Below are 17,128 nucleotides of genomic sequence, written 5' to 3'. Positions count from 1 at the left end.
TGTTAATGAGGTAATTTATCCTTTAACAAGCCGTAGATAAAAGTCCCTACGATTGCTCCAAAAAGTACGACTAAAATTGATACATATCCAGCTCCAATTAATGTGTAAATGGGTCCAGGGCAAGACCCAGCCAATGCCCAACCAAGACCAAAAATAGTTCCTCCAAGTAAATACCTTGTAATTCCTTTTTCTTTCGGAACAAATTTTATAGGTTCCCCATAAATAGATTTAAGGTTATTTCTCTTGATCAATTGTACTCCTATAACTCCAAGAACCAATGCAGATCCTATGATTCCGTACATATGGAAAGATTGAAATTGAAACATTTCATAGATCCTGAACCATGATGCAGCTTCAGACTTGTACATTACGATTCCGAAGAACATTCCTATAAATAAATAACTAAGTGTTTTTTTCATTTCTAAAATATTAAAGGGAATAATACATGAACCATAAATAATCCTCCTATAAAGAATCCTATTACGGCAATAAGCGATGGTAATTGTAAATTACTTAATCCAGAAATTGCATGTCCAGAAGTACAGCCTCCTGCATATCTAGCACCAAATCCAATAAGTAATCCACCAAGCAATAAAAGTCCGACAGATTTTACATTTGTTAAAGCATCTAAACTAAAAAGTTCATCTGGTAGATAAGCAGATCCTGCACTATTAAATCCTAAATCTTTTAGGATAGCAATAGTATCTGGGTTAATTGCAACTGCAACATCATTAGATAAATAATGCGCTCCAATAAAGCCTCCCAAAGCGGCACCCACGACAACAACCAAATTCCATCTTTGTGATTTCCAATCGAAATTAAAAAAACTAGCAGTTTTGTCTGCTCCACACATCGTACAAAAGGTCCGAAGGTTAGAAGACATTCCAAATTGCTTTCCTATAAATATTAAAAGAAACATTATAAAAGCTATAAGTGGTCCGGCCACATACCAAGGCCAAGGTTCAAAGATCCATTCCATATTTAAATTTTTATTTAGGTGCAAAGAACACCAATTTTGTGAGTGTTTACAGTAACAATTGTTACAGTCGTAATTAAATTGAAAAACTTATAAATAAAAGCCGGATCAATACAATTGATCCGGCTCATCAACTTGTGATTAATTTTATAGAGGAATATTCCCGTGCTTTCTATCAATTCTATGCACACTCTTATTTTCTAACATACTAAAGGCTTTTAGTAATTTCTTTCTTGTATCTCTCGGCATGATCACCTCATCTATAAATCCGCGTTTAGCTGCTTCAAATGGATTAGCAAATTTCTCTGCGTATTCAGCTTCTTTTTCAGAAAGGATCAACTCTGGATTCTCAGATTCTTGAATCTCTTTTCTGAAGATAATCTCACTAGCTCCCTTTGCTCCCATCACGGCAATTTCTGCTGTAGGCCAAGCAAAGTTTAGATCGGCTCCAATATGTTTAGAATTCATAACATCATAAGCGCCTCCATAGGCCTTTCTAGTGATCACTGTTACTCTAGGCACCGTTGCTTCACTTAATGCGTATAAAAGCTTTGCACCATGCAAGATGATCCCGTTCCATTCTTGATCTGTACCAGGTAAGAATCCTGGAACATCTACCAATACTAAAAGAGGAATATTAAAACAATCACAGAATCTTGTGAATCTAGCTGCTTTTTTAGAAGAATCTACATCTAAAACTCCAGCCAAACTCATAGGTTGGTTTGCTACAATCCCAATACTTCTACCGCCTAATCTTGCAAAACCAACAATAATATTATCTGCATAATCTTTATGAATTTCAAAGAAAGAATCTTCATCTATAATTCCTTTGATCACCTCATGCATATCATAAGGTTTATTAGAACTATCTGGAATCATATCATCCAGAACCTCTCTTATTTCATCTGTTAATTCATAAGGCAACTTAGTAGTGGTTTCCTTATTGTTCTGCGGTAAATAACTCAATAAATGCTTGATATCTTCCAAACAAGCAATATCATTATTCGAAGTTAAATGCGTTACACCAGACTTGGTAGAATGAGTACTTGCCCCTCCTAATTCTTCTGAGGTTACTTCTTCATTGGTTACAGTTTTCACCACGTTTGGGCCAGTAACAAACATATAACTACTCCCTTCAACCATAACAGTAAAATCTGTCATTGCTGGAGAATATACTGCTCCACCAGCACAAGGTCCCATAATAGCCGAGATCTGCGGAATCACTCCAGAAGCTTGTACATTTCGGTAGAAAATATCTGCATATCCGCCTAGAGAACGAACTCCTTCTTGAATTCTAGCACCACCAGAATCATTTAATCCAATTATAGGAGCACCCACTTTCATGGCATGATCCATAACCTTACATATCTTTTCGGCATGTGTTTCAGAAAGCGCTCCTCCAAAAACTGTAAAATCTTGAGCAAATACATAAACCAATCTTCCGTTCACTGTTCCATATCCTGTTACAACTCCATCTCCATAGAATTGCTGCTTCTCCATTCCAAAATCTGTAGTTCTGTGGGTTACCAAGATCCCAATCTCTTCAAAAGAGCCTTCATCTAAAAAATAATTCACACGCTCACGAGCGGTAAGTTTCTTTTTTTCGTGCTGCTTAGCAATACGTTTTTCACCTCCACCCAAATGAGCTTCAGCAATCTTATTATTTAAAATTTCTATATTCTTGCTCATAATTTTGTTATGATTTTTCTTTTAAACTAGTTTTATTCAAATTTCCGTCATGCTGAACTTGTTTCAGCATCTCTGCAGGTTTAAAAGAGACCCTGAATCAAGTTTAGGGTGCCTTCTCATTAATTATGCGGTAATCTTGTTATTTCCTGATCTTTTAAATATTGCTTTATTGCAATAATCCCAGCTAATTCTGCCTCTTCTTCGATCTTTGAAGCTAGTTTTTCTGCAGAGTAATAATTCTTCACAAAATGAGTGTCAAAATTTCCACTACGGAAGGCTTCATGTTCACACACAAATTTCCCGAAAGGAAGGGTGGTTTTTACACCTATAATTTCATAAGAATCTATTGCAGCGATCATTAATTGAATGGCTTCTTCCCTGGTCTTTCCATAAGTGATCAATTTTGCCAACATCGGGTCGTAATAAATAGGCACTTCCATTCCCTCTTCAAAACCATCGTCCATTCTTATACCTTCGCCACTTGGGGTTCTATAACGTTCTAAGGTCCCTACACTAGGCATAAAATCTTCCATAGGATCTTCTGCATACACACGTAATTCTAATGCGTGTCCCTTGATCTTTAAGTCTTCTTGACCAAACGCTAATTTCTCGCCTCTGGCAACTTTAATTTGTTGTTCAACTAAATCTATTCCCGTAATAAATTCTGTTACTGGATGTTCTACTTGTAAACGGGTATTCATTTCTAGGAAATAGAATTTTTTCTGTTCGTCCATCAAGAATTCTACAGTCCCAACACCAACATAATCACAAGCTTGTGCAACTTTAATTGCTGCTGCTCCCATTTCTTTTCGAAGCTTTTCATCTAGAACCACTGAAGGAGCTTCCTCTACAACTTTTTGGTGACGTCTTTGAATACTACATTCCCGCTCAAAAAGGTGAACAAAATTTCCATGCGTATCTGCTAAAACCTGAATTTCAATATGCCTTGGAGAACCTACATATTTCTCAATAAAAACCGAACCATCTCCAAAAGCAGATTCTGCTTCACTGATCGCTCGTTTCATTTGATCTCCTAATTCAGATTCCTTTTCTACCACTCGCATTCCTTTACCTCCACCGCCGGCAGAAGCTTTTATTAGAATTGGAAATCCTATGTCTTTGGCAATTGCTTTTGCCTTCTCTACATCTGTAATGGCTTCATCTATTCCCGGCACCATTGGGATATCATAAGCTTTAACCGCATCTTTAGCTGCAAGCTTACTTCCCATTACTCGAATTGCTTTAGAACCAGGTCCAATAAATGTGATCCCATTCTTTTCTGCTTCCTCGGCAAAATCTGCATTCTCACTTAAAAATCCGTATCCTGGATGAATTGCATCTACATCGTGTTCTTTTGCCACTTGAATGATCTTGCTACCCAATAAATAAGATTGATTAGATGGCGCTTCACCAATACAAACCGCCTCATCTGCAAACTTCACATGTGGTGCGTTTCTATCTGCTTTAGAAAAAACAGCAACTGTTTTAATGCCCATTTTTCTCGCGGTCTTCATTACTCGTAATGCGATCTCCCCACGATTGGCAACTAATATCTTTTTCATTTAATCTAGAATTATATTCTATTATATTTTGAAATCTTCGGAAGAAAACCCGAAGGACTTGTTCTACTCCATTTCAATAAGAAGCTGATTCTTATCTACTGTTTGGCCATTTTTAACTGAAATAGCCTTCACTACACCATCTCTAGGCGCAGTAAGTGTATTTTCCATTTTCATTGCTTCAAGCACAACTAAATAGTCACCTTCTTTAACGCTGGCTCCTTGCTCCACTAAAACATCCAGAATTAATCCAGGCATTGGAGCTTTTATATCATTCACAACTTTAGAGGAAACTATAGTTAGACCCATTTCTTCAATCAAAAGATCCAATTCATTAGAGATCTCCACATCATACACGTTTGCATTGATCTTTACAGAATAAGTCTTTTTAAGAAAATCTGATTTTATAATTTCAGCTTTAAAGGAGGAGCTATCCTTTAACACGTGAATTTTAGAAGGTGAAACTTCTTGGGTATCGAGTGAGTTAATATCCTTATCGGTGAATTGATGTTCATAGGAACCGTTCACCTTTACTTTATATTTTTTATCCATTATTCATAGTTTGAATGCCAAAATCCTTTGAAGGTTGTAAATATAGAAAAATGTCAAAGGAAAATTTAATAATTCCGCAACGAAATTGGCACCTACAAAAAACGAAAAACCCTTAAAGTTGTTACACTTTAAAGGTTTTTAAATTTCTAGTTGGGGTAGAAAATGTTAAAGAAAGCTTTTTCTCTCGTCCTATTATTATTTAGTTGAAATCGTTTATAGCATCACTTAAATCATAAACCTTAGTGTTTTTAAACTTATTCTCAAGAATACTACTCCCCGCTGCAGAACGATATCCTCCAGCACAATGAACCACTATTGGCTTATCTGTTGGAATTTCATTCAAATTATCTCTCAACTCATTTAAAGGAGAACCAATCGCTTTTTCGAATATCTTACCTTCAGCAATTTCTCCTTCGTTTCTAATATCTACTATAGTATATTTATCTATATTTTTTTTGAAATCCACCAGATCTAATTCATCTGAAGCATTTAAAATATCATTAGATAATGTAACAAAAGCCATCAGCTGCTTTTCGTAACCAATCTTAACCACTCTGCTTAAAATTTCTTCTATGTCTTCTACACTATCTACAACAATATAGAAAGCTTCATTTGGCTCTATTATAGCTCCTAACCAAGTCTCAAATTTTTGAGTTGGAGTACTTGCCATAATATTAATGCTATTAAAAAGATGTGATTTTTTATAAACTTCTTCGTTCCTTACATCAACTTTAATGATGCTAGAATCTAATTCATTCACATTCAATCTAAGATCTATTCCTTTGGCTTTATTTACGTTTTCAGCTCCTTTTTTATTGATATCTACGTTGAAACCAAAATAAGAAGGAATAAAGGGTTGATCTTTTAATATTTCAGCAAGAAATTCTTCCTCCGTTTGCTTTTGGAAAGCCCAGTTTCCTCGACGTTCGTTTCCTAAAGTACTAGAAGAATCTGTACTCATATTCTTTCCACATAAAGATCCTGCACCGTGAGCCGGGTATACAATTGCATCATCTGGTAGTGCATCGTATTTATTCTGAATGGTATGATACATATCTTTAGCAAGTTCTACTCGCTTAGCAGTCATATTTCCAACAGTTTCACGAAGGTCTGGTCTCCCAACATCTCCAATAAACAAAGTATCTCCAGTAAATAAAATGGTTTCCTCTCCTTCTTCAGCAACTATAGTGATACTATCTGGAGAATGTCCAGGAGTATTTATGGCTTTAAAAGTAATATCTCCCAATTTCAAAGAGTCACCATCATCAAATGCCTTGTGCTTATAATCTGCACCTAATAATTTACTCACATAAATATCAGCTCCAGTTTCCTGACTTATCTGTAAATGACTACTAACAAAATCTGCGTGAGGGTGTGATTCAAATACCGCAACGATTTCTGCGTTTTCTTGTTCAGCATACTTGTAGTAAGGCATTGGATCTCTACTAGGATCTACCAAAGCCATTTTACCGTTACTTACAATTGCGTAGGAATAATGTGCCAAAGGGGCATCGTTAAATTGTTTTACTTTCATCTTCTACGTTTTTTTATTATTTCTTATACCAGATAATTAGAATATCTGAGAATGATTCTTTTATGTTTTTTAAATACTTTTCCAACCTTTTTTAGGTTTACACTGCAAAAATAAACATTTGTATGCGTTAAGGAAGTAACATATGTTACACTTCTAATTATCAATTATCGAGAAGCATTTATAAAATTGGAAGCGGTTTTTCTTAGGTAATCAGTTTCTATGGATTATTCGTAAAATTGAGATATTTTATCAAGTTCCTTTCGCTGGATATCTGGAACATAAGCCGGATTTTTTGCATACCCTACAGGCATTAATAAATAAGGACGCTCATTAGCAGGTCGACCCAGAACTTTAGTAAGAAAATTCATTGGACTAGGAGTATGCGTTAGTGTAACTAAGCCTGCATTATGAATTGCAGTTATAAGCATTCCACATGCAATTCCCACAGACTCATTTACATAATAATTATTATGTTTTGCACCAGTTTCATCAAATTCGTAAACCTTTTTAAAAATCACAATCAACCAAGGAGCTTCTTCTAAAAATGGCTTTTCCATGGTTGTTCCTAATGGAGCTAAATCTCTAAGCCAGCTTTCACTCATTCTCCCAGAATAATTTTCCAACTCCTCAACTTCTGCAGCCTCTCTTATTTTAGATTTTAATTCTGAATTTGAAATAGCACAAAAAGTCCATGGCTGCTTATGAGCGCCAGACGGAGCTGTAGATGCAGATTTTATTATATTTTCTATAGCTTCTTTTGAAACCTCTTTATCTGAAAATTCCCTTACCGAACGTCTTTTGTCTAGATGTTCTAAAAACTGATTTGAAGTCTTCAAAAGTTCTTCTTCAGGTATTGAGACAGCTTCATATAGACTATGTTTATATCCGTTTATTAATTTATTTTTTTCTACTGCTGCACTCATAATGTTGAGGTATAAATTTAATTGTAACATTTGTCACATATATTTCTATGCATGTATTATATATTTGCTAAAATATATGAGACACAAAAATTACATAGGTTTTATATTACTAATTGTATTTATAGGAAAACTAATTTCTATAGATGCTAAATTTATTGAATTTGCTACAGAAACTAATTTTGTTTCTCATATAAATCCGCATTGTAAAAAAATAAAGCCTCCATCCACCAACACTACTACTCAATTTACTATTCTGAATTCAGATATAAATCATACGTTTCAATATGTATGTGCTACACCTTATAATTTAGAAATATCCAATTGGGATAATTTATTTCAGCCAAAGTATCTTCAAAAAATAGATTATAAAATATCTACAATTCCTTCAGATTATTTTAATAATCAGTACCCTCCACCAAAAGTTTAAATCAGTTTTACATAATTTTTTCTATCATTATAAGTGAATTCACTTTTAATGATCATAACAAATACATTATAAAAATGAAAACTGAAATTTTGGTAAGTAAGCGCTCTTTGGTAATATTTAGAGTGATGCTCAGTGGTATTTTTTTAGTGGCGAGTTTAAGCCACCTACTAAACTTGGAAAAAACACTACTACGAATAGAACAAGCAAGATTTAAAGGCCTGGCACATTTTTTTGGAGAACCTAAATTAATGGTCATTTCCTCAGGAATTGTTATGCTTATTGCCGGTATTAGCCTGTTGCTGGGATACAAAATAAAATGGGCGGCAATAATTCTTTGCGCTGTACTTATCCCTATAACATTAACTATTCAAGTAGGACAAATCACCACTCTTGGACCTTTGTTTAAAAACATTGCCATTTTAGGAGGTCTCCTATTCTTTATTTTAAACGATTTTAATAAAACAAAAACAAATAACTTATGAAAACCATATTCACTAGTGCACTCCTTATATTAATAGGGATTACATCCTTAAACGCACAAACTTTAGAACACAAAAAGCATGACAGTTCAAAGAATAACTACGTAGTATTAACAAAAAAAGTAGCCCAATTAAAACCCATCTTTTTAGCTGCGGAAGTATTAGCTTCTGAAGACGGTAGTAATTATGGTGACTTCCAAGTTATTATTTGCGGAAAAACAGTTGAAGATCTAGTAAATAAAGAGTTGATGCACGATTTCTTACATCAGGCAGAAAAACAACATATAAGCATTGTAGCTTGTGGTTTTTCTCTTAAAAAATTCAAAGTTTCAAAAGACGATCTGCCGGAACAAGTTGAAGTTGTAGATAATGGCATTCTTTATGATTTTCAGCTTCAGAAGAAGGGTTATTATAATATCGCACTATAATTTTTATTAAAAATCTCCCTCAGTTTGATATAAATTAAGGGAGATTATAATGCTCAAAAATTAAATTTTGTGTGTTGATAATCTATAGATAGAATGAGCTTAAAAAAATTTCTTAGATACATAAATATAAAAAAGCCTCAAATCATTGAGGCTTTTTTATCTTTTCTGGAGAGTAATAATATTAAATTATATTCTACTATCTATTTCTTTTTAAATTTACAAAATGTAAAATTCTGTATACTACCAGAGGGGGTTGTATGATCTATATTTTTCCCTTCAATGAATGTAAAGGTATCTGGAATTGAAGCTTTTAATCCTTTTATAGAATATTGTTTGATCTCTATCCCACTGCACTTGGTAGGACCTTTATCAGAAAAAGTTCCAAGTATCAAATAGCCATTTGGTGATATTGCAGATTCCATTGTATTCAAATATTTCTTAATATCTTCTGATGAAGTTAAAAAATGAAATGCGGCGCGATCATGCCAAAGATCATAAGTTCCACTCGGTTTAAAATCGGTAACATCTGAAACTATCCATTTTACCTCATCAGCTTTATCAGCTAATCTCTGCTTTGCTCTGGCTATAGCATTTGAAGAAATATCCAACACACTTAGGTTGGTATATTCCAGACTAATTAAATTATCTACTAAAAAGCTATCTCCTCCTCCAATATCGATAATTCGAGCATCCTTAGCTAATTCAACAGAATTGATAAAATTTAAAGAACTCTCAGGAACAGGCTGGTACCAACTAACTTCATTTAATTTTTTGGTGTCATAAATATTTTCCCAATGCTTCTTTTTAGACTCAATATGATCCATATAAATAATTTATTTTGAAGTAGTCTTCCAACCAGAATATCCTCCTTTTAGATCGTAGATCTTAGTGAAGCCTAAGGCAGCAAGCTTTTTTGAAGCCTTTCCACTTCTATTACCACTTTGACAATACAAATAGATAGGTTCATCTTTATCATACTCTGAAAAACAGGTAATAAATTCAGGATCGAAAAAATCTATATTTACTGCTTTCTTTATATTTCCCGCATTAAATTCATTTGCAGTCCTTACATCTACTAATGCAACTTTTCCTTCAGAAATTTTCTGCTTGAATTCTGTTGCATCTAAAACAGTAATCTCTTTTGTACTTTGAGCGTTTAAACCAAATATTGAAGCGAAAAATCCCATAACAATAACTAATTTTAATTTTGACATATTTTTAATTTTTAAGCACTTAATTCTTTCCACATAATATAAATACCCATGACTAGAACAAACCATCCAAAAGCTTTCTTTAGCTTTTTACCATCTATAAATTTACTGAAGTAGATCCCTATAAATATCCCTACAATAGATAAACCAGTAAATATAAGTAAGAACACCCAGTCTATATTAATATTGCCTAAGTCTCCTAAAAAACCAATTAGAGAATTAATTGCGATTATAAATAGTGAGGTTCCTACTGCGCTTTTCATTGGGAGTTTAGCGAGAATCACTAGAATAGGGATAATTATAAAACCACCGCCAGCACCTACAAGACCTGTGATAATTCCAGTTACAAAACCTAAAGGAATTAGTGCCCCATATTTGGGTTTTGCATTTTCATCTTTGTTAGCAAGTAGTTTGTCTCTGTCCTTGATCATAGAAAAAGAGGCGGCCAACATAAGAATTGCGAAAAACAACATAATCGCAATATCCTTGGTAAGTGTAAACTCAAAAACGGTAAATATTTCTTCAGGAATTGCGGGAACAAGAAATTTTCTAGTACTAAAAACCGCGATAAAGGCAGGAATAGCGAAAGAAATAGCCGTTTTAAATTCTACTAATCCTTTTTGAATATTTTTTACGGTCCCAACCAAGGAAGCAGATCCTACTACAAAAAGAGAATAAGCAGTTGCGGTAACCGGATTTATTGCTAATAAATATACTAATACTGGAACCGTTAAAATTGAACCACCACCACCAATTAAACCTAACACACCGCCAATTAACAAAGCACCAACGTAACCTAAGATTTCTATAATCCCCATTATATTTTTTTATAATACGGCAAATGTATTATTCCTACATTCCTTATACAGTAACATTGGTTACACAGATAGTTCAATTTACAAATCTATCACCTTAATGCTATTTCTATTAAGTGCGATAGTTCCTTTTAGCTCTAATTTCTTTAATAATCTAGAGATTACTACTCTAGATGTATGCAGATCGTATGCAATTTCTTGATGTGTTATTTGAACCAGTTCATTTTGATTAATCTTCGCTTTATCTCTAAGATACTTCAGCAATCGCTCATCCATATTCAAAAATGCAATGGTATCTATTGTGTCCAGCATTTCAGAGAGTCTGGAGTGATAACTTTCAAAAACATAATTTCTCCAACTTTTATATTTAGAAGTCCATTCTTCCATTTTTTCAATGGGAATCATAATCAATTTAGTTGGCATTTCGGCAACTGCACGTATCTCACTTTTGGTGTTACCTAGACAACATGAAAGAGTCATAGCGCAAGTATCACCGCGTTCTAGAAAATAAAGAAGCAATTCATCTCCATCTTGATCTTCCCGTAATATTTTTATGGCTCCACTTAGTAGCAAAGGCATAGAGCTAACACTATCACCAATTTCTATTATCTTTTCATTTGCTTCGAAATCTTTAAGAATCCCAACTTCTGAAATTTCTTCTAAAAGTTCCTTTTCAAAAACAAACGAATATGCATCAAAAACCTCTTGTAACATCTAGTATATTTCTAAAGATTAAAAATAATATTAATTAATTGATAATATCGCAAAATTTAAATTAGGTCACTTATTTCTTTGAAAAGTATACCTTATAATAAAAAAAAGGTGATGTTTTCACATCACCTTTTTTAATTCAATATTATATATGCAAATTAATTCTTCATCAACATTATTGATTTCACATTTACAAACTCTAGTAATCCAAAACCACCATGTTCTCTACCATAACCAGAATTTTTCACCCCGCCAAAAGGCATATTAGGTATAGCTAGTCCAAAGCAGTTTATGAACACCATTCCAGTATCAAAATACTTACTAGCCAGCTCAATAGCTTTATCTTCATTTTTAGAGAAGATGCCACCACCAAGTCCAAATCTACTATCGTTAGCAAGTCTCATTGCATCTTCGTCATCTTTAGCATGAATTAATGAGGCTACAGGTCCAAAAAGTTCATCGCTGTAAGCTGGTTGACCCGGTTTTACATTACCTAAGACAGTTGCAGGATAATAATATCCTTTCCCTTCTGGAATTTTTCCACCACATAAGATCTCTGCTCCATTTTTCACACTTTCAGTCACCTGTTCATGTAGATCTTCGCGAAGGTCTTTTCTTGCCATTGGGCCAATATCATTACCTTCTTTTGTAGGATCTCCATATTTAATAGCGCTCATTTTAGAAACAAAGCCTTTTTTAAACTCTTCAAAAACTGAGTCCACAACGATAAAACGTTTAGCTGCAATACAGGTTTCTCCATTATTATAAAGACGGCCTTTTACACACATTTCTATTGCTAAATCCACATCTGCATCTTCCAGAACCATATAGGCATCATTCGCCCCTAATTCTAAAACAGATTTCTTTAAGTTTTTCCCCGCTAATTCACCAATAGCTTTCCCAGCTGTTGGACTTCCAGTTAAGGTAACTCCGCGTACCAGATCATTTTCGATGATTTTATTTGAAGTATCATGAGAAATTTTTAATACGGTAAATAAATGCTCTGGTAATCCGGCATCTAAAAATGCTTTTTCAATTAAAAGTCCAGATCCCGTAACATTTGCGGCATGTTTCAACAAAACTCCATTTCCTGCCATTAAACTTGCGATGGCATATCTTATAACTTGATATGTTGGATAATTCCAAGGTTGAATTCCATACACAACTCCCATTGGGGAATAAGTCACATGTCCTTTACCACCATCTGGGAGATCTCTTTCCTCAGATTTTAAACTTTCTGGAGCATTCTCTGCTGTCCAATCACATATTCCAATACAAAGATCAACTTCATCGCCTCCTTGAGATTCTAATTTCCCCATTTCCTGGGTCATTAACTTTGCTAATTCATCCTTATATTTTCCAAGACTCTTACCAATTGCCTTTATTACCTTTGCTCTTTCTTCTGGAGATTTTAGCCTCCATTTTAAAAAGGCTTCATGACACTTTTTTACAGCATCTTCTGCCTCTTTTGAGCTCATTAATTTATAAGATTTTATTTTTTCGCCAGTAGCTGGATTAATAGTTACTATTTCATCTTTATTTTTATCAGTTTCTGAAGACATATTATTTTGTTTAAATTTTATCAATATTTAAAAGTAAAATAAAGCAAAGGCAATCGCTCTTAAATGGACGTTAAACCTTTATTATCAGTGTTTTTTTTAGTAGGTATTTAACAGTTGATGAATGCGTGGAATCTACTGATTAGACTTGTGATTATTCTTCCATCTAGATAAAAGATTGAGAAAAGCCATGAAATTTGGATCCTAAGTAGCAATCTATAAGACAAGACTAATTTTGTTTTCCGTAAAACTAGCTCTCAATTTTTGCAGAGTTTTTAGATTTAGATTTGTCCCAAAAGATATAAGCGCCAAACAAAATTAAGCTAGCCAAAGATCCCCATAATAAACCTGATTTTAATTGGTCAGTACTCTTTCCTAAAATAGCAATTAAAACAGTAAGAGGCATAATACCAACCATCGTTGCGGCTATATATCTCCAATATCCCATTTTTAAAATTCCACCCACAAAGCTAATGGCATCATTAGACAGAAATGGATTGAGACGCGTTACAATTACCGCCCAAAAACCATAATTTTCTATGAAATTTTCAATCTTTTTTTTGGTCCTTTGACCTAATAGTTTTATTATAAAACTCTGACTTGGATATCTCCCTATTAAATAACCAACAGTTGAGGCAGCAAATACAGAGACCAAAATAATAAGACTTCCCCATATAGGTCCATAAGCTAAAATGGACACTACCATAAGCGCTATTGTTGGAATAACTAGTAAAAACATCTGTAGAATCATTGCCAAAATAATAACCATTGGACCATACCATCTAAACCCATCAACCCATTGTTTGATACGTTGATTGTCGTTACTTGTTAAAACACCCCACGCTTTATCTAAAAATTGCTGGACACTAGGTATTAAAAAATAACATGCTATTAATCCTACTACCAAAACAATGGATAAATAGAGAGGAAGATTACTTTTCTCAGTTTTATTGCTTTTATAGTCATTCATTATTTTAATGATATCTCCATTATGTTAGCAGCATTATCTCCTGCTTCGTTTGATATATATAGGGTTCCATCTGCACCAAACGTGATCCCTTCGGGTTGCGCGAAGCTTTTTTTATCTAATTCATATATTTTTTTAATGGCTCCACTTTTATTGAGGATCATGAGTTTAGGGTTTATTCCTTCTAACACGTAATATTCACCAGTTTTAGGATGGATAGCCATATCTGAGGGATTAAATGAGTTATAGAGCTTCTGCCTTTTCTTATTTTTAAAAGCAGCGTCATTCATATTAATTTTAATTTTAGGAATAGCCTCGGTCTTTCTTGAATTTATTGAGATCTGGTATAAACCTTTGAAATCTTTTGTACGATCTCTATCCTTTGGAGCAATTATAAGATTATTATCTTTTTTATCAATTTCTAGTGTTTCCATATTATTTTTCGCTGAAAAACCTGTATCAAAATTGTTTGTTGACTTATTACTTCCCCGAAAATCTAATATTTCAAAGATAGTACCGTCACTACGTAAGACATAAGCATCATCATCATTGATGGCGATACCTTCATAATCTCCCTCTTCAGCAAAATTAATTTCATCTACGATCTTCCTCTTTTCAAGATGGTAAATAAAAATTATTCCCTCCTCATCTTGAACGCTTGCAATTTTGCCATCTTTAAGCCAAGCTATACCACTCACCTCTTTGAGTTCTTTTGGCAACTCCCAAACTTGTTCTATACTATAATTTATATTAACTACTTTATTCTCGTCTTTACTGAGTATCATAAAGCTGAAAATCGCTACTAGGGCGAATACCGCTATAATTATTCCTACTGCATATTTTAAAGTTTTCATAATCTAATTTTATTGGTTAAAATGCAATATGCTGTACTATATAATTAGTTGTTCTAAATTCTAAAAGTGTAAGCTATTGCTATAGGCATTCCGTAGAAAAAAATTCTAGCATTAAAATATAAAAGCCAGAATTAATCTTAGCTGTGTACCACTTAAAGGAATACTCTTTTCAACTACAAAAATGAGTTATGAATCTGTAAAGAATTTGGAATAAGGATATATAAGATAAGAGTTGAATTATTTAATCTCCAGAGGGAAATTCTAATAAGAAGTTATGAGTTTTATTAAAGTTATAGCTCAAATTTATTGAATAACGATTTGCAATGGCTTTAGCTATTGCCAAGCCGAGACCTGTGGATTTTTTACTATTACTTGCTGTAGCAAAACGCTTAAAGATAGAAGTCTCATCTATAGATTCTGGATCTCCAAAATTGCTAATTTGCAAACTATTTGGTTGAATATCAATTTTAATTTCTGAACCTTTTTTACCATGTACCAAAGCATTCTTTATAAGGTTTATAAGTAAAACAATAGCAAGGTCTTCATTAATTTGAAGTTTCAGCAAATGATTGGAAACGATCTTTATTTTCATATTCCTATGTTCTGCAAGATCTTCAAAATCTGCAACTATATGTTTTGTCAAGATCGCAAAATCTACTTCTTCTTCTATTTCAAATTGTTTGTTTTCAATTTTAGATAATAACACTAGAGATCTATTCATTCGTGTTAGCCTACCTAAATTATCTAATATTGTAGCAAGGTCTTCAGTATGATCTTTAGTAAGATCATTATTTTCAAGTAGCAATTCTAGTTTATTAATGGATATGGCGAGCGGTGTTTGTAACTCATGAGAAGCATTTTCTATAAACTGTTTTTGAGCAATATAACTATCTGAAGATTTTCGGATTAACTTTTCTACTGTTGTATTTAGCAAATTGAACTCTTCTATAGGAGTATATTGAATCACTATAGGTATTCCTTTTTCAATTTTAAATTTACGAAGTTGATCTATGAGACTATAAAAAGGTTTCCATATTCTTTTGAGTAATAAATTATTCAAGAATAATATACTAACTAATAATATTAGGTATAAACCAATTAAATAAACTGCGAGATGCTGCACGAGATCATCTTCCTCCACCATTGAAGTAATAATCTTTAATTTATAATACTTGTCGCCATAGACCGCTGCACTTTCATAAACTCGAACTGGCTCAAAGTCTTTCTCGTTAAGCATATACATTAAAGTGTCCCGGTAACTTTCTTTAAAATTTTGATAGGTTTCCTTTGAAATTGGAGTGAAATTATAAATATGCTTTTTAAACTCAGGGTCATCTTGTAAAAGTATGCTGGGATCTTCTGTAGCCCTTTCCACCATTAAAAACTTTTGATTTTCTAGTCCATCATCAAGACTGTCATATATCTCATCTAGCATTGCATAATAAAATAACACCGCCCAAACCGAAATAAGCAACAGTAGTAGTAGAGCTAAATATCTAGAGGTATAATTAAGTAATTTCATTAACTAATTTGTAATTTATAACCTACCCCGTAAACAGCTTCTACATTAATTGTCGCATTTTCTAATTTTTTTCGCAGATTCTTCATTTGAGAATAAATAAAATCGAAACTATCGGCTTGGTCAATATGATCTCCCCATACATGTTCTGCTAAAGCCGCTTTTGTTACCAATCTCGCTTTATTGGTAATAAGATACATTAGGATATCATATTCTTTACGATTAAAATTAATTTCTTTCTCTTCTATATGTACAGACCTATTTTCAAGATTGATAATTACATTCCCTACTTCAACGATCTTATTTCCATCAAAATTACGACGGCGCATTACGGCCTTTACACGGGCATGTAGTTCTGCCATATGAAATGGCTTAGGCAGATAATCATCTGCACCCAGATCCAATCCTTTTAACCGATCATCTAAAGAATCTTTTGCTGAAACAATTATCACTCCTCCATCTTTATTTAATTTCTTTAGCAGTTTCAGCAATTCTAATCCATTACCATCTGGCAAACCTATATCAAGCAAAATACAATCATAATTATAAACTCCTATTTTCTCTGATGCCGAGCTAAAATCTGAAACAGCTTCCACATTGTAATGCTCCTTTTCTAGGCTTTGTCGCATATTCTGAAGCATTTGCGGTTCATCTTCAACAATAAGAATTTTCATGTTCTCTTTATATTTTTACAATAATATAATAGAATTCTATAAACATTCTGGAATTTATAATTAATCGCAAAATTTTATCTGGTAGAATAATTACAATAAAGTATAACATAGTATCAATTTGGCTTTAATAAAAATCAAAGTAGCCGAAACTAGAAAAACATAATAAGATAATATTTACAATCCTGGAGCTTACATTCCCTTTTCTTTCCAGATTTAGTTTCTTGTTTTGTATAAATTTAAAAACCTAAAAA

At 33.3% G+C, this 17,128-nt stretch carries 19 protein-coding genes; 3 read left to right on the top strand and 16 right to left on the bottom strand.

Annotation, left to right across the window (positions count from 1 at the left end):
* Positions 1-2: 2 nt before the first annotated feature.
* The 7 genes from I130_RS08915 to I130_RS08885 all read right to left on the bottom strand — a co-directional run bounded on the left by I130_RS08915 (position 3) and on the right by I130_RS08885 (position 7,233).
* Positions 3-419, bottom strand: coding sequence for a DUF6691 family protein (locus tag I130_RS08915; RefSeq protein WP_034921839.1), 417 nt, complete (start codon positions 417-419; stop codon positions 3-5).
* A gap of 2 nt (positions 420-421) precedes the next feature.
* Positions 422-979: a YeeE/YedE family protein gene (locus I130_RS08910; RefSeq protein WP_034921836.1), complete on the bottom strand. Its 558-nt coding sequence runs from the start codon at positions 977-979 to the stop codon at positions 422-424.
* Positions 980-1,123: 144 nt separating this feature from the next.
* Positions 1,124-2,665, bottom strand: coding sequence for an acyl-CoA carboxylase subunit beta (locus I130_RS08905; RefSeq protein ID WP_034921832.1), 1,542 nt, complete (start codon positions 2,663-2,665; stop codon positions 1,124-1,126).
* A gap of 119 nt (positions 2,666-2,784) precedes the next feature.
* Positions 2,785-4,227, bottom strand: coding sequence for an acetyl-CoA carboxylase biotin carboxylase subunit (gene accC, locus I130_RS08900; protein WP_034921829.1), 1,443 nt, complete (start codon positions 4,225-4,227; stop codon positions 2,785-2,787).
* A 63-nt stretch (positions 4,228-4,290) separates the two neighbouring features.
* Positions 4,291-4,776: an acetyl-CoA carboxylase biotin carboxyl carrier protein subunit gene (locus I130_RS08895; protein ID WP_034921827.1), complete on the bottom strand. Its 486-nt coding sequence runs from the start codon at positions 4,774-4,776 to the stop codon at positions 4,291-4,293.
* A gap of 199 nt (positions 4,777-4,975) precedes the next feature.
* Positions 4,976-6,310 carry an MBL fold metallo-hydrolase gene (locus tag I130_RS08890; protein ID WP_034921823.1) on the bottom strand — a complete coding sequence of 445 codons (1,335 nt, stop codon included), beginning with the start codon at positions 6,308-6,310 and terminating at the stop codon, positions 4,976-4,978.
* 224 nt (positions 6,311-6,534) lie between these two features.
* Positions 6,535-7,233 (bottom strand): nitroreductase family protein, encoded by a 699-nt coding sequence (locus I130_RS08885; protein ID WP_034921820.1) that lies wholly within the window; start codon positions 7,231-7,233, stop codon positions 6,535-6,537.
* 76 nt (positions 7,234-7,309) lie between these two features.
* Between I130_RS08885 and I130_RS08880 the strand changes: the two genes are divergently transcribed.
* From I130_RS08880 to I130_RS08870, 3 genes are all read left to right on the top strand, one after another.
* The gene (locus tag I130_RS08880; protein ID WP_034921819.1) at positions 7,310-7,660 is read left to right on the top strand and encodes a hypothetical protein; all 351 of its coding nucleotides are present in this window, start codon (positions 7,310-7,312) and stop codon (positions 7,658-7,660) included.
* 74 nt (positions 7,661-7,734) lie between these two features.
* Positions 7,735-8,142, top strand: a complete 408-nt coding sequence (locus I130_RS08875) for a DoxX family protein (protein WP_034921816.1) — start codon at positions 7,735-7,737, stop codon at positions 8,140-8,142.
* Entirely contained in the window at positions 8,139-8,567 is a 429-nt protein-coding gene (locus I130_RS08870) for a sulfur reduction protein DsrE (protein WP_034921813.1), read from the top strand. The genes I130_RS08875 and I130_RS08870 overlap by 4 nt, the downstream gene beginning before the upstream one ends.
* 200 nt (positions 8,568-8,767) lie before the next feature.
* Here the strand turns inward: I130_RS08870 and I130_RS08865 are convergent, their stop codons facing one another.
* From I130_RS08865 to I130_RS08825, 9 genes are all read right to left on the bottom strand, one after another.
* Positions 8,768-9,391: a class I SAM-dependent methyltransferase gene (locus I130_RS08865; protein WP_034921810.1), complete on the bottom strand. Its 624-nt coding sequence runs from the start codon at positions 9,389-9,391 to the stop codon at positions 8,768-8,770.
* A gap of 9 nt (positions 9,392-9,400) precedes the next feature.
* The gene (locus I130_RS08860; RefSeq protein WP_232224046.1) at positions 9,401-9,781 is read right to left on the bottom strand and encodes a rhodanese-like domain-containing protein; all 381 of its coding nucleotides are present in this window, start codon (positions 9,779-9,781) and stop codon (positions 9,401-9,403) included.
* An 11-nt stretch (positions 9,782-9,792) separates the two neighbouring features.
* Positions 9,793-10,596 carry a sulfite exporter TauE/SafE family protein gene (locus I130_RS08855; protein ID WP_034921807.1) on the bottom strand — a complete coding sequence of 268 codons (804 nt, stop codon included), beginning with the start codon at positions 10,594-10,596 and terminating at the stop codon, positions 9,793-9,795.
* A 78-nt stretch (positions 10,597-10,674) separates the two neighbouring features.
* Complete coding sequence (locus I130_RS08850; RefSeq protein WP_034921804.1) at positions 10,675-11,307, bottom strand: Crp/Fnr family transcriptional regulator; 633 nt, start codon at positions 11,305-11,307, stop codon at positions 10,675-10,677.
* A gap of 155 nt (positions 11,308-11,462) precedes the next feature.
* Positions 11,463-12,866 (bottom strand): NAD-dependent succinate-semialdehyde dehydrogenase, encoded by a 1,404-nt coding sequence (locus I130_RS08845; protein ID WP_034921801.1) that lies wholly within the window; start codon positions 12,864-12,866, stop codon positions 11,463-11,465.
* A gap of 247 nt (positions 12,867-13,113) precedes the next feature.
* On the bottom strand, positions 13,114-13,833 hold the full coding sequence (locus I130_RS08840; protein ID WP_034921798.1) for a TVP38/TMEM64 family protein: 720 nt from the start codon (positions 13,831-13,833) through the stop codon (positions 13,114-13,116).
* Positions 13,833-14,684 carry an SdiA-regulated domain-containing protein gene (locus I130_RS08835; protein WP_034921795.1) on the bottom strand — a complete coding sequence of 284 codons (852 nt, stop codon included), beginning with the start codon at positions 14,682-14,684 and terminating at the stop codon, positions 13,833-13,835. Before I130_RS08835 ends, I130_RS08840 begins: the two co-directional genes overlap by 1 nt.
* 241 nt (positions 14,685-14,925) lie before the next feature.
* Positions 14,926-16,206 carry a sensor histidine kinase gene (locus I130_RS08830; RefSeq protein ID WP_034921793.1) on the bottom strand — a complete coding sequence of 427 codons (1,281 nt, stop codon included), beginning with the start codon at positions 16,204-16,206 and terminating at the stop codon, positions 14,926-14,928.
* Positions 16,206-16,877 carry a response regulator transcription factor gene (locus tag I130_RS08825; protein ID WP_034921790.1) on the bottom strand — a complete coding sequence of 224 codons (672 nt, stop codon included), beginning with the start codon at positions 16,875-16,877 and terminating at the stop codon, positions 16,206-16,208. The genes I130_RS08830 and I130_RS08825 overlap by 1 nt, the downstream gene beginning before the upstream one ends.
* Between the last annotated feature and the right edge of the window lie 251 nt (positions 16,878-17,128).

The sequence above is a fragment of the Gillisia sp. CAL575 genome (genome assembly GCF_000403785.1).
GTDB lineage: Bacteria > Bacteroidota > Bacteroidia > Flavobacteriales > Flavobacteriaceae > Gillisia.
Note: the sequence above shows the minus strand (reverse complement) of the source record. Positions and strands in the feature narration are given on the sequence as shown.

Excerpts from the sequence above, each read along its gene's own strand:
- I130_RS08915 (WP_034921839.1), bottom strand. The coding sequence starts at position 419 with ATGAAAAAAACACTTAGTTATTTATTTATAGGAATGTTCTTCGGAATC.
- I130_RS08910 (WP_034921836.1), bottom strand. The coding sequence starts at position 979 with ATGGAATGGATCTTTGAACCTTGGCCTTGGTATGTGGCCGGACCACTT.
- I130_RS08905 (WP_034921832.1), bottom strand. The coding sequence starts at position 2,665 with ATGAGCAAGAATATAGAAATTTTAAATAATAAGATTGCTGAAGCTCAT.
- accC (WP_034921829.1), bottom strand. The coding sequence starts at position 4,227 with ATGAAAAAGATATTAGTTGCCAATCGTGGGGAGATCGCATTACGAGTA.
- I130_RS08895 (WP_034921827.1), bottom strand. The coding sequence starts at position 4,776 with ATGGATAAAAAATATAAAGTAAAGGTGAACGGTTCCTATGAACATCAA.
- I130_RS08890 (WP_034921823.1), bottom strand. The coding sequence starts at position 6,310 with ATGAAAGTAAAACAATTTAACGATGCCCCTTTGGCACATTATTCCTAC.
- I130_RS08885 (WP_034921820.1), bottom strand. The coding sequence starts at position 7,233 with ATGAGTGCAGCAGTAGAAAAAAATAAATTAATAAACGGATATAAACAT.
- I130_RS08880 (WP_034921819.1), top strand. The coding sequence starts at position 7,310 with ATGAGACACAAAAATTACATAGGTTTTATATTACTAATTGTATTTATA.
- I130_RS08875 (WP_034921816.1), top strand. The coding sequence starts at position 7,735 with ATGAAAACTGAAATTTTGGTAAGTAAGCGCTCTTTGGTAATATTTAGA.
- I130_RS08870 (WP_034921813.1), top strand. The coding sequence starts at position 8,139 with ATGAAAACCATATTCACTAGTGCACTCCTTATATTAATAGGGATTACA.
- I130_RS08865 (WP_034921810.1), bottom strand. The coding sequence starts at position 9,391 with ATGGATCATATTGAGTCTAAAAAGAAGCATTGGGAAAATATTTATGAC.
- I130_RS08860 (WP_232224046.1), bottom strand. The coding sequence starts at position 9,781 with ATGTCAAAATTAAAATTAGTTATTGTTATGGGATTTTTCGCTTCAATA.
- I130_RS08855 (WP_034921807.1), bottom strand. The coding sequence starts at position 10,596 with ATGGGGATTATAGAAATCTTAGGTTACGTTGGTGCTTTGTTAATTGGC.
- I130_RS08850 (WP_034921804.1), bottom strand. The coding sequence starts at position 11,307 with ATGTTACAAGAGGTTTTTGATGCATATTCGTTTGTTTTTGAAAAGGAA.
- I130_RS08845 (WP_034921801.1), bottom strand. The coding sequence starts at position 12,866 with ATGTCTTCAGAAACTGATAAAAATAAAGATGAAATAGTAACTATTAAT.
- I130_RS08840 (WP_034921798.1), bottom strand. The coding sequence starts at position 13,833 with ATGAATGACTATAAAAGCAATAAAACTGAGAAAAGTAATCTTCCTCTC.
- I130_RS08835 (WP_034921795.1), bottom strand. The coding sequence starts at position 14,684 with ATGAAAACTTTAAAATATGCAGTAGGAATAATTATAGCGGTATTCGCC.
- I130_RS08830 (WP_034921793.1), bottom strand. The coding sequence starts at position 16,206 with ATGAAATTACTTAATTATACCTCTAGATATTTAGCTCTACTACTACTG.
- I130_RS08825 (WP_034921790.1), bottom strand. The coding sequence starts at position 16,877 with ATGAAAATTCTTATTGTTGAAGATGAACCGCAAATGCTTCAGAATATG.